General features: G+C 72.1%; 12 protein-coding genes. 3 read left to right on the forward strand and 9 right to left on the reverse strand.

Annotated features, from left to right (window positions below):
• Nucleotides 1-29: 29 nt before the first annotated feature.
• Genes AB3M81_RS15960 through AB3M81_RS15970 form a run of 3 tightly spaced genes read right to left on the reverse strand, consistent with a single transcriptional unit; the run spans nucleotide 30 to nucleotide 1,870 of the window.
• Nucleotides 30-959 carry a hypothetical protein gene (locus AB3M81_RS15960; RefSeq protein WP_412904914.1) on the reverse strand — a complete coding sequence of 310 codons (930 nt, stop codon included), beginning with the start codon at nucleotides 957-959 and terminating at the stop codon, nucleotides 30-32.
• Nucleotides 929-1,504, reverse strand: coding sequence for a DUF6318 family protein (locus AB3M81_RS15965; RefSeq protein WP_412904915.1), 576 nt, complete (start codon nucleotides 1,502-1,504; stop codon nucleotides 929-931). Before AB3M81_RS15965 ends, AB3M81_RS15960 begins: the two co-directional genes overlap by 31 nt.
• A gap of 60 nt (nucleotides 1,505-1,564) precedes the next feature.
• A complete protein-coding gene (locus AB3M81_RS15970) occupies nucleotides 1,565-1,870 on the reverse strand; it encodes a WXG100 family type VII secretion target (protein WP_412904916.1) in 306 nt (101 codons plus the stop codon).
• A 204-nt stretch (nucleotides 1,871-2,074) separates the two neighbouring features.
• On the opposite strand from AB3M81_RS15970, the gene AB3M81_RS15975 reads away from it, so the two are divergent.
• The 3 genes from AB3M81_RS15975 to AB3M81_RS15985 are packed head-to-tail and all read left to right on the forward strand — an operon-like array spanning nucleotide 2,075 to nucleotide 5,004.
• Nucleotides 2,075-2,422 carry a hypothetical protein gene (locus tag AB3M81_RS15975; protein ID WP_412904917.1) on the forward strand — a complete coding sequence of 116 codons (348 nt, stop codon included), beginning with the start codon at nucleotides 2,075-2,077 and terminating at the stop codon, nucleotides 2,420-2,422.
• 9 nt (nucleotides 2,423-2,431) lie between these two features.
• On the forward strand, nucleotides 2,432-4,420 hold the full coding sequence (locus AB3M81_RS15980) for a DUF6571 family protein (protein ID WP_412904918.1): 1,989 nt from the start codon (nucleotides 2,432-2,434) through the stop codon (nucleotides 4,418-4,420).
• On the forward strand, nucleotides 4,420-5,004 hold the full coding sequence (locus AB3M81_RS15985) for a hypothetical protein (protein ID WP_412904919.1): 585 nt from the start codon (nucleotides 4,420-4,422) through the stop codon (nucleotides 5,002-5,004). Before AB3M81_RS15980 ends, AB3M81_RS15985 begins: the two co-directional genes overlap by 1 nt.
• A gap of 1 nt (nucleotide 5,005) precedes the next feature.
• On the opposite strand, the gene AB3M81_RS15990 is transcribed toward AB3M81_RS15985, so the two are convergent.
• The 6 genes from AB3M81_RS15990 to AB3M81_RS16015 form a co-directional block, all read right to left on the reverse strand.
• The gene (locus tag AB3M81_RS15990; protein WP_412904920.1) at nucleotides 5,006-6,115 is read right to left on the reverse strand and encodes a cysteine desulfurase family protein; all 1,110 of its coding nucleotides are present in this window, start codon (nucleotides 6,113-6,115) and stop codon (nucleotides 5,006-5,008) included.
• On the reverse strand, nucleotides 6,112-6,948 hold the full coding sequence (gene nadC / locus AB3M81_RS15995) for a carboxylating nicotinate-nucleotide diphosphorylase (protein ID WP_412904921.1): 837 nt from the start codon (nucleotides 6,946-6,948) through the stop codon (nucleotides 6,112-6,114). Before nadC ends, AB3M81_RS15990 begins: the two co-directional genes overlap by 4 nt.
• The gene (gene nadB, locus AB3M81_RS16000) at nucleotides 6,941-8,452 is read right to left on the reverse strand and encodes an L-aspartate oxidase (protein WP_412904922.1); all 1,512 of its coding nucleotides are present in this window, start codon (nucleotides 8,450-8,452) and stop codon (nucleotides 6,941-6,943) included. Before nadB ends, nadC begins: the two co-directional genes overlap by 8 nt.
• Nucleotide 8,453: 1 nt before the next feature.
• Nucleotides 8,454-9,698 (reverse strand): quinolinate synthase NadA, encoded by a 1,245-nt coding sequence (gene nadA, locus AB3M81_RS16005; protein WP_412904923.1) that lies wholly within the window; start codon nucleotides 9,696-9,698, stop codon nucleotides 8,454-8,456.
• Nucleotides 9,695-10,336, reverse strand: coding sequence for an NUDIX hydrolase (locus AB3M81_RS16010; RefSeq protein ID WP_412904924.1), 642 nt, complete (start codon nucleotides 10,334-10,336; stop codon nucleotides 9,695-9,697). Before AB3M81_RS16010 ends, nadA begins: the two co-directional genes overlap by 4 nt.
• 75 nt (nucleotides 10,337-10,411) lie before the next feature.
• The gene (locus tag AB3M81_RS16015) at nucleotides 10,412-11,299 is read right to left on the reverse strand and encodes a GNAT family N-acetyltransferase (RefSeq protein ID WP_412904925.1); all 888 of its coding nucleotides are present in this window, start codon (nucleotides 11,297-11,299) and stop codon (nucleotides 10,412-10,414) included.
• Nucleotides 11,300-11,419: the final 120 nt, after the last annotated feature.

Here is an 11,419-nt window from a genome sequence, read left to right on the forward strand (position 1 = left end):
GTCCGGGGCGTTCGTCGTACGGGCTGGGGTCAGTCGACCTCGGTGACGACCGACTGGATCTCGCCGACCTCGAGCGCCTGCGGCGCCGCGGTGCGGGTGATCGGCGTCGGGATCTCGAGCGGGCCGCCCGGAAGGTTGATGCGCACGGCGTACGCGACCGAGAGGGACACGTCGTACTCGCCCGAGCGGGCGTAGGAGTGCTCGACCGCGCCGGCCTGGCCGACGTCGGCGTTGCGCACGCCGAGGCCCGATCCGGTGCCGCCGTCGCCGAAGCGCCACGTGACGTCGCCGGGCGTGAACTCGACCGGGATCGTGAAGCCGAGCACCGTCACGTTGACGGTCACCGCCTCCGCCTGCGCGGCGAAGTTCGTCGGGATGTTGACGTACGTCGCGCCGGCGGGCTCGATGACGAACGTCGGCGTCGGCGCGAGCGCGCGGGCACGGTCGACGATCTCGGCCACGGAGATCGTGGGCGGCTGGGACTCGTCGGGCTCGTTGGGACCGCGGCACGCCGTGCCCTCGTTGCGGAAGCCGTCCTCCAGCGCACGACCGTTCGCGCCGATCCGGCGCTCGAAGACTATGAAGCGGTTCTCGTCCTCGGCCGGGCACGACTCGCCGAACCGCATGCACAGCACGTCGTTCACGGTCTCGTAGTCGTCGATGCCCGGACCCGTCGCGGTGACGGAGTTGATGTCGCACGCCGGCACGTAGATCCGCTGGGTCCAAGGACCGGGGACGGTGATGGAGCCGCCTCCGCCACCCCCGCCCGAGCCCGGGTTGCCACCGGTGCCGGGCTGGCTGCCGCCGACGTCGGCGCCGCCGTCGTCCACGCCAGTGTCCCAGTCGGGATCGGCGTGCGCGACGGCGCTCGCGCCCAGCAGCAGCGCGGCCGTGAGTGCGGTGACGCTCGCTCCACGACGGAGCGCGCTCAGCCCATGTCGAAGCGCATCAAGAGCCACTTGTCGTCCTTCCACTGCAGGTCGGCCACGAACGGCAGGTCGCGGGCCGCCTTCACCTTCTCGGGCTTGGTCTTGTTGTCGCGGCGCACGGACTTGCCCGGAGGGATGTCCATCGCCAGCTTCACGTTGTAGAACACGTCGTCGGTCACGGTGGGCCGTCCGACGGTCGTGTAGGTGGGAGCGCCCGTGCCGATCATGAGCTTCACGATCTTGCCGCTGTCGTGGTTGTCGGCCCACAGCTTGCAGGTGGCGCACGTGGCGAGGTCCGAGATCGCGGTCAGCGCCGGCGCGTCACCCGTGGCCATCATGTACAGCACGGTGTCGGCGGCGAACCGGGTGAACGCCTCGGCGCCCTCGGGACTGCGCTCGTCCTGGGGCCGCTCGGGCTTGGCCGTGGCCGACCAGGACGGGGTCGCCGAGGCGCTGGGCGAGGCGCTCGGGGTCGAGCCGGCCTCGGGCAGCACGTTCTCGTCGCCGCTGCCGCAGGCGGCGGTCGACAGGGCCACCGACAGCGCGAGCGCGACGGTGGCGATGGTCTTGCGCATCACAAGGCTCCTCGTGAGGAGAACGCCCGGTCCCGCGCCGGGACCGGGCGTCTCGTCAGGTCAGCGGGGCGACTGCAGGGGCGACAGCACGGGGTGCTGGTCGGCCTCCTTGGCGCCCTCCGCGAACTTGTTGTGCTGGAAGGCCACGTCGGTGCCGGCGTTGGCGAACGCCTGGCACAGCTGCGTGAGCGCCTGCTTGAACTGCACCCAGGCCTCGTTGAACTCCTTGGCGCCGGTCGACTGCCACTCCTCGTTGGCCTGGTTGAGGGAACCGTCGACGTTCGAGATCATCGTGTCGGTTTCCTGCATCGACTTGTTCAGCGTGTTGTACAGCGCGTAGAGATCTTCGATCCGAGCTTGCACCATGGGTGTGTCTCCTTAATGGGTTCGTCCCCCGACTTCGAACGCAGGGACCAGGATGCTTGCGTCGAGCGTATAGGACGCGGGCGGAACAAGCAGTACCGACCGACCACTTCCTCATGGTCCGTTCGAGCCATCCCCGCCTGACGGAACGCGTCGATGCGGTTAGGCTGGCCCCGCTCACACGTTCATCTGCTGGGGGGAGAGACGATGGCACCCGAGGACTCCGAGGACACCACCGAGCCCAACAACTTCCGCACCACGCTGGTGTCGGCGAAGTCGACGGTCGCGACCTGCGGGGACAACGTGTACTCCGGATACGGCTCCCCGCTGGACAAGATCGCCAACCCGCTCGCCAACGGCGGCTGGGTGTGCCGCGAGGCCGACGAGTGGATCGCCGAGATGAAGGACCAGTGCTCGGGCATCACCGAGGCGTTCGACGACGCGATCACCACGATCCAGTCCCGCATCGGCTCCGAGCCCGACCGCGTCCCCGAGAACGACTACCGCGGCCACTCGTGGCCGAAGCAGTGGTCGATGCAGCAGAACATGTACTGAGGTCGCCCCATGACGACCGTCGAGATCGACATCGAGCTGATCGGCTCGGCCATCACCGAGCTGACGGACCTGGCCGGCACGATCGACACCCAGAAGGCCCACGCCACCCGGGTCACCCCCATCTCGCTGCCCTCGCTGAGCGACGGCTCCCTCGACAAGACGGTGCGCTGGCTGCGCGACCACCTCGAGGACCTCGAGTCGCGCCGCGACCTGGCGATCCTGCTCGACACCGAGGGCACCGGCAGCGCCTCGTACACCGTCGCCGCCGACACCCTGCGCAACGTGCAGGACCTGCTGGGCACCGAGCTGTCCCACGCGGTCGACGGGCTCGGCCCGGACGCCGACGACGAGACGATCGAGCGGGTCTCGACCCTGCTCCAGCGCTGGCAGCGCGATCCCGAGGTCATGTCGGCGATGTTCACCGAGCTCGGCCCCGACGGCACGGTCGGCGCGATGAGCAACATCTCCGCCGCGATGGGCTACGGCGGCGCCAGCGATCCCGAGGCCCTGCAGGCGCTCGCCGAGCAGCTGCGCACCGGACTGTCCACGGCGTCGAACGCGCCCGGCTTCCCCGCTGACTCGTTCGGTCGCGAGATCGTCCGCTACAGCGTCGCTCCCCTGCTCACCCAGGACGAGCAGCAGGCCTTCGGCGAGAAGTACCCCATGGGGATGAACGGCGCCAACATCCTCACCTTCCTCATGCAGGACACGGGCTACTCGGACGACTTCCTGCTCGGCGCCGCGCGCACCCTCGACGACTTCGAGCGGATGGCCTCGGACGGCCCGCTCGACGCGCAGACCTGGTACGGCCACAACGGGCACGGGCCGCTCGACACGGGCCGCGACGACCTCGGGTACGACGACCCGATGGCCGCGATCATGCACAACTTCGGCGAGAACCCGCAGGCGGGCCTGACGTTCTTCACCGAGTCCACCGAGGACGGCTGGAACCGCCAGAGCCACTACTTCGGCGACCGCACGTGGGAGTCGGACGACTACGCGGGGATCGCGCACGCGATGGAGGGCATCGGCACCGACCCCACCAACCTCGAGCGGCACGGTGAGGACACGACCGCGCTGGTCTCCACGTTCTTCCACGAGATCGCCGGCAACGAGGGCTTCTCGCCCGAGGACGCGAAGGGCGCCTCGCCGTACCTGGCCGACCTGATGAAGTTCTACATGCCGGCCGTCGACACCGCGCTGAACTACGGCGACGACACGGGCACGCCCACCAGCCTGGCCGACTTCGAGGTCGAGCACCTCGGGACGTTCGAGCACTACCCGCTGCTGTTCAAGGGCGACCTCGAGTCGCTCATGCAGGTCGCGATGAGCACGCAGGGCGGCACCGAGCGGATCGCCGAGGGCATCGCCGCGTACCAGCAGACGCAGGTCAACAACATCGCCGCCGAGCTGGCGCGCGACCCGGGGAACATCGACCTGCGCAACGAGCTGACGGACACGCTGGCCGGGCGCGCGTCGCTGCAGGGCTTCGCCGAGCACACGGTGGGGCGCGTCGACATCGACGGCGCCGCCAGCCGCGACGCGCAGCGCCAGGCGTTCCTCGACGCGCTCTCCAGCGCCACGAGCCTCGTCCCGCTGCCGGGGGCCGACGCGGTCGGCGACGCGACCAGCAAACTCATCAAGTACGGGTTCAGCGAGTCGGTCCGGCTGGGCAAGGACGAGGTCGCGGACGCGTGGACGAACGAGGCCGCCTCCGTGGCCGACGACCGGGCGGTCCGCGCCGAGGAAGGCCTGCGCCAGGTCAAGATCGACACCTTCCTGTCGCTCGTCGAGTCCGGGGTGATCCCTCCCGAGGACGTGCCCTCGGCCTGGCTCGACGACCGGGGCCGGCTCATCGACACCGCCGACATCCCCGAGGGCCAGATGCCGCGCTACACGCAGTCGGCGATGGACGCGGTCGACCAGTACATCTCGGACTCGGCCCTCGACACGACGTACAAGGACCAGTTCCTGAAGTTCTACCCCGAGGAGTCCTGATGCGCGGGCTCGTGACCGCCGCGTGCGCGGCGGTCCTGCTGCTCGGCGCGTGCGGCGAGAAGCAGGACGACTCCGATCCCCTCGCGCAGCACCCCGAGCTGCTGCAGCGCGCCGACCTGCCCGAGGCCGAGGACGTCGAGGTCAGCGACCAGACGAACGTCTCCAAGACGAACTGCGCCGCGATGGACTCCGAGTGGAACCTCGCGGCGTCCGACGACTTCGTCTACGCCAGCTTCCGGCTGGCGGACGGCGACTCGGTGGTCCGCTCCGCGGTCCAGGGCCCGCCCACCGGGAGCGACTCGATCGACGTCACGTTCGACCGGCTCACCTCGATGATCGACGAGTGCGTCGCCGACGAGCGGAGCTCGGGCAGCTTCGAGCGACTCGACGGGCTGCCGGACGGCGCCGTCGGCTTCCGTGCGGTGCAGGAGACCTCGAACGGGCCGCAGACCACCGAGCGCGCCTACGCCCCGGCCGGCGACGAGCGCGCCGTGGTCGTCACGGTGGTCCACACCGGCGACGGCGAGCCGGCCGCCGACGTGGCGAGCCTGCTGCCGAAGGCGCTCGAGCGCGCCGAGGGCTGACTCAGCCCGCCGTCGCGCGGACGATCTCGTCGGCGGTCCGCTCGAGCACCTCGTCGGTCGCCGAGCCGTCGAACGTGAAGCGGACGGCCGACTGCGCCACCATGCGCTCGATCCCCATCGCGGTCAGCACGTGGCTCGGCTCGTCACTGCCCGCCGCGCACGCCGACCCGCTCGAGCAGACGATCCCACGCGCCTCGAGGTCGACCAGCAGGGACTCCCCCGAACGGCCCGGGAACACGAACGAGGCGTGACCGGGCAGTCGCCGGCTGGGGTGGCCCGTGAGCCGTGCGCCGGGGACGCGCTCGAGCACCGCGGCGACGAACCGATCACGCCGGGCGGCGGTGACCGACGGGTCGCCATGACCGAGCTCGAGCGCCGTCGCGAGGCCGACCGCGCCCGCGACGTCCTCGGTGCCCGAGCGCCGGCCGTCCTGCTGGCCGCCGCCGTGAACGAGCGGCTCCCACGACCGGCGCCGGTCGACCCACAGCACGCCGACGCCCTTGGGCGTGCCGAGCTTGTGGCCACTCAGGCTCAACGCGGCCACGCCGAGCGCGCGGACGTCGAGGTCGAGCCAGCCCGCGGCCTGCACCGCGTCCGTGTGGAACGGCACGCCCCGGCCGTCGGCGACCGCGGCCAGCTCGGCGATCGGCTGGATCGTGCCGACCTCATTGTTGGCGTACTGCACGCTCACGAGCGTCGTGTCGTCGCGCAGGACGCCCGCGAGCGTCTCGGGCAGGACGGTGCCGTGCTCGTCGACCGGCAGGGTCGTGACCTCGAAGCCGAGCCGGCCCAGCCACTGGGCCGACTCGAGCACCGCCGGGTGCTCGACCGCGCTCACCACCACGTGCCGCCCGCGCGGGTCGGCCAGCGCGATCCCCTTGATCGCGGTGTTGTCGGACTCGGTGCCGCCACTGCAGAACGTGACCTCGCCGGGTCGGGCGTTCAGGTGGGCAGCGACGCGCACACGGGCGTCGTCGAGACCGCGCCGCGCGTCCGCGCCGGGCTCGTGGTGGCTCGCGGGGTTGCCGAAGTCGCGCGTCAGGTACGGCCACATCGCCTCGAGCACCTCGCGGCGCACGGGCGCGGTGGCGGCGTGGTCGAGGTAGATCACGACAGTCGCACGTCCAGGCCGAGGTCGAGGTTGCGGACCGAGTGGGTCAGCGCGCCGACGCTGATGACGTCGACGCCCGTCGCGGCGATGTCGCCGATCGTCGTGAGATCGACGCCGCCGGAGGCCTCCACGAGGGCGCGGCCGTCGACGATCTCGACGCCCTTGCGCAGGTCCTCGAGGTCGAAGTTGTCCAGCATGATCGTGTCGACTCCCCCGGCCAGGACCGGCTCGATCTGGTCGATCCGGTCGACCTCCACCTCGAGGTGCGTCGTGTGCGGCAGGCGCGCCCGAGCCGCGCGGATCGCGACCGTGACGTCGTCGACGAGGGCGAGGTGGTTGTCCTTCGCCATGACGGCGTCCGACAGGCTGAAGCGGTGGTTGTGGCCGCCGCCGCAGCGCACGGCGTGCCGCTCGAGGGCCCGCAGGCCCGGAGTCGTCTTGCGGGTGTCCGTGACGCGCACCCGCGGTCCGGCCGCCTCGACGTACGCGGCGGTGAGCGTCGCGATGCCGCACATGCGCTGGACGAGGTTGAGCGCGATGCGCTCGCCGCGCAGCACGGCGCGTCCGGGTCCGCGCACGGTCGCGAGCCGCGCCCCGGCCGCGAACCGGTCGCCGTCGGCCACGAGCACCGCCACCTCGACCGTCGGGTCGACCGTGGTCATCGCGATGCGGAACACGTCGCCACCGGAGAACACGCCGGGCTCGCGCGCCACGAGGTCGGCCGTGGCGATCGCGTCGGCGGGGACGAAGACCTCGGAGGTCAGGTCGCCGTGGGGGGCGTCCTCGTCGAGCGCGAGGTCGACGACACGACGGATCTGGCGGGTCTCAAGCATGGTCCACCCCTACGGCGGTCGAGTGGATCGCGCGAGCGGGATCCGGGTGCGGGAAGTCGGTGCGGAAGTGGCCGCCGCGGGACTCGCGCCGGGCGAGCGCGCCGGCCACGACGGCCCGGGCGACGAGCAGCAGGTTGGCGTCCTCGGCGGACTTGCCGTCCGTGACGGCGGGCGGGTTCCAGCGCGCCAGCGTGGCGGCGGCCGCCCGCAGCCCCTCGTCGTCGCGCGCGAGCCCGGCGGCGTCCCACACGAGGTGCTGCAGGTCCGCGCGCACGAAGTCCTCGTCCCCGGCGGCCAGCGAGACCTCCAGCGGCGCCGCCCACTCGTCGCCGAACGCGACCTCGGGCACCGCGCCGGTGATCGCCCGGGCGACCCGGCGGCCGAAGACGGCGCCCTCGAGCAGCGAGTTGGACGCCAGCCGGTTGGCGCCGTGCAGGCCCGTGCACGCGACCTCGCCCACGGCGTACAGGCCCGGGAGGCTGGTGCGGCCCCACACGTCGGTGCGGACGCCGCCCATCGCGTAGTGCGCGGCGGGGGCGACGGGGATCGGCTCGCGCGCCCAGTCGAATCCGTGCGCGCGGACCGAGGCGTCAATCGTGGGGAACCGCTCGGCCAGGAAGTCCGCGCCGAGCGCGGTGGCGTCGAGGCGGACGGGCGTGCCGGGCTGGCGTGCCATCTGCGCCGCGATGCCGCGGGCGACGACGTCACGCGGCGCCAGCTCCGCGTCCGGGTGAACCTCGGGCATGAAGCGGCGGCCGTCGGCGTCGACCAGCACGGCGCCCTCGCCGCGGACCGCCTCGGAGATGAGCGGGGTGCCGGGCACCGCGAGCGCCGTGGGGTGGAACTGGACGAACTCGAGGTCGGCCACGACGGCGCCGGCGCGCAGGGCGATCGCGACGCCGTCGGCCGTCGCGACGGCCGGGTTGGTCGTGTGCGGGAAGAGCTGGCCCGCTCCCCCGGTGGCGAGCACGACGGCGTCGGCCGCCAGCTCCTCGCCGTCGAGCTGCCGCACGCCGACGGCGCGGCCGTCCCGGACGAGGACGTCCACGACGGTCGTGTCCTCGCGGACCGCGACCTCGCTGGACCGGAGCCGGGCGATGAGCGCGTCCGCGATCGCCGCGCCGGTGGCGTCGCCGCCGGCGTGGAGGATCCGCGCGTGCGAGTGCGCCGCCTCGAGCCCGCGCGCGAGCTCGCCCTCGTGACGGTCGAACCGCACGCCACGGTCGATCAGCGCGGCGACCGCGCCGGGGCCGTCGCCGCACAGCGCCTCGACCGCGCCCGGCTCGCTCAGCTCGGCCCCCGCGACGAGTGTGTCGCGCACGTGGGACTGCACCGAGTCGTGGGCGGCCGTCACCACGGCGACGCCGCCCTGCGCGACGCGGGTGTTGGACACGCCGAGGCGCGCCTTGGCCACGAGGGTCACCGCGACCCCGTCACGACCCGCCAGGTCGAGCGCGGTGGTCAGCCCCGCGACGCCGCTGCCGACCACGACGACGTGCGACATGTCAGTCGGCCTTCGGCAGCGCCGCGAGCATCCGCTCCAGCGCGACCTTCGCGTGCACGGCGACGTCGTCGTCCACGACGATCTCGTTGCGGACCTCGCCCTCGACCAGGCCGTCCAGCACCCAGGCGAGGTAGCCGGGGTGGATCCGGTACATCGTGGAGCACGGGCACACGACCGGGTCGAGGCAGAAGATCGTCTTGTCCGGGTTCTGCGCGGCCAGGCGGTTCACGAGGTTGATCTCGGTGCCGATCGCGATGACCGAGCCGGCCGGGGCGGCCGCCACGAACTTCTTGATCGCGTCCGTGGAGCCCGCCGCGTCGGCCGCGTCGACGACCGCCATGGGGCTCTCGGGGTGCACGATCACCCGCACGTCCGGGTACTGCGCCCGGGCCTGCTCGATCTGGGCGACCGTGAAGCGCTTGTGCACCGAGCAGAACCCCGGCCACAGCAGCACGCGCGCGTCGCGGAGCACGTCGGGCTCGACGCCGAGGCCGGGACGGCGCGGGTTGATCATCGGCATCTGCTCGAGCGGGACGCCCATGGCCTTGCCGGTGTTGCGGCCCAGGTGCTGGTCGGGGAAGAACAGCACCCGGCGGCCCTGCTCGAACGCCCACTCCAGGACGGTCGAGGCGTTCGACGAGGTGCACACGATGCCGCCGTGACGCCCGCAGAACGCCTTGAGCGCCGCGGACGAGTTCATGTAGGTGACCGGGACCGTCTCGTCGTCACCGTAGAACTCCGTGAGGGCCTCCCACGCCGCCTCGACGGCGTCCTCGTCGGCCATGTCGGCCATCGAGCAGCCCGCCGCGAGGTTGGGCAGGATCACGCGCTGCTCGGGACGGGCGAGGATGTCGGCGGTCTCGGCCATGAAGTGCACGCCGCAGAACACGATCGCCTCGGCGTCGGGCCGAGTCAGTGCGGCGTTGGCCAGCTGGAACGAGTCGCCCACGAAGTCGGCGTACTGGACCACCTCGTCACGCTGGTAGAAGTGGCCGAGGATCACGAGCCGGTCACCCAGCGCCGCCTTGGCCGCGCGGATCCGCGCGTGCAGCTCGGCCTCGGGCATCCGCTGGTACGCCGCCGGCAACTGGCCCGGGCGCGTGACGGGCTGCGGGATCGCGTCCTGCTCGGACGCACCGGGGCCGTAGCCGGGGAAGCCGTCGAACTCCCACGGCGACTTCGCCAGGTCGGCGTCGCACGTGCTGCCCGGCGCCGCCACGATGAGGTCGTTGATCGAGATGGTCATGCTGTCTCCAGTCGGTAGAGGGCCGGGGGTCGGTGGCTGGTGCCGGTGACGTGACGGCCCGTGGCGACGATGCGCGGGTGCGCGAGGGTCTGGCGTCGGAAGTTGGCGGGGTCGAGGCGGACCTGGCGGACGGCCTCGTGGACCTCGCGCAGCTGGGCGATCGTGAACTCCTCGCCCGTGAACGCGTGCGCGATGTCGGAGTAGGTGATCTTGGCGCGCAGGCGGTCGAGCGCGTACGTGACGATCACGTTGTGGTCGAAGGCCAGCTCGGGCACCTCGTCGGCGACGAACCACTCGACGTTCTCGCCGTCGATCGCGCGAGCGTCCTCGTCGGGTCGCACGAGCGCCCAGTAGACGATCGAGACGACGCGGTCGGGCGAGCGGTCGATGCCGCCGAAGCTGTAGAGCTGCTCGAGGTGCGCGGGCTCGAGCCCGGTCGTGCGCAGCAGGGTGCGGCGGGCGGAGGTGTCGAGGTCCTCGGCCGGCTGCAGCGGGCCGCCGGGCAGCGCCCACCGGCCCAGGAACGGCTCGCGGATGCGCTTGACGAGCGGCAGCCACAGGGTGAGGCGCTGCGTGCGCGGGTGCGGGCGCAGGGCGAAGCTCACCGTGGACACGGCCAGCTCGATGCGCTGCTCCACGACGCCACCTCCTTAGGGTCAAAGCGACACTAAGGGGGTGCTTAAGGTCATGTCAACCCTAAGATCGGGACCGTCTCAGAAGTAGTCCCGGATGAGCACCGGTCCCGCCGGCGGCCGGAACGCCCCAGGGTCCAGCACGAGCAGGTCGTAGGGGCGGTGCTCGCGCACGTGGTGCTCGGTCAGCATGGACGTCAGCTCGGTGCCGGACGTGTCGAACCGGACCGCCGGCGTCACGCTCGAGAACGTGCCCAGCATCCACAGCAGCGAGTCGCGGGCGGCGTCGTCGTTCCACACGAGGTCCTCGACGTCGACGTACGCGTCGCGGCCGTAGCCGGGCGAGCGCACCCACGAGGCGTAGGCCAGCGCGGTGCCGTCCTCCCCCAGCGCGAGCGTCACGCCCGTCGCGTCGTGCAGCCAGGCGGCGTCGTCGAACTCGGGCGCCTCGCGCGTGAGCGGTCCGTCGTGCCGGCGCGCCCAGTCGGCGTAGACGCGCTTGAGCTCGCCGATGTCGTCGGCGGTCGCTCGTCGCAGCTCGTGCCGGCGCAAGAACCGGTGCAGCGACGTGGCCGGCACCTCGATCGTGTCGAGCGCGCCGACCGTCCGGTAGCCGAGGCTGCCGTAGATGCCCGGCGCGCTGGCGAACAGGGTCGCGACGACCTCGCCCTGCGCGCGGGCCTCCTCGTGGATGCGCTCCAGCAGCGGGCGCAGCAGGCCGCGGCCGCGCATCTCGGGCGCGACGGCGACCCCCGCGATGCCGCACGTCGGCACCTGCTGTCCGCCGAACCACGAGGCGTAGGGCTTGCGCGCGGCACACGCGGCGAGCACGCCGTCGCGGAACAGGCCCCACCGGTCGTAGGACGGGTGCTCGACGCGATCCCCGCCGAGCCGGGACGAGCCGAACGCCGGGAGCCGGACGGCGACGAGCGCGTCGCGGTCGTCCTCGGTCAGTCTGCGGATCTGCATGGCTCGACGGTAGCCCTCCGACGCGTCGGTCCGCGGTGACCGATTCCCCGGTTCACTAGGTTCTCTGGCACTGAGCGTGGGTTGCGAACCTCGTGAAGTGGGAGTTCTCCACGCTCGGTC

The organism is Aeromicrobium jepli (assembly GCF_047246605.1).
Classification (GTDB): Bacteria; Actinomycetota; Actinomycetes; order Propionibacteriales; family Nocardioidaceae; genus Aeromicrobium.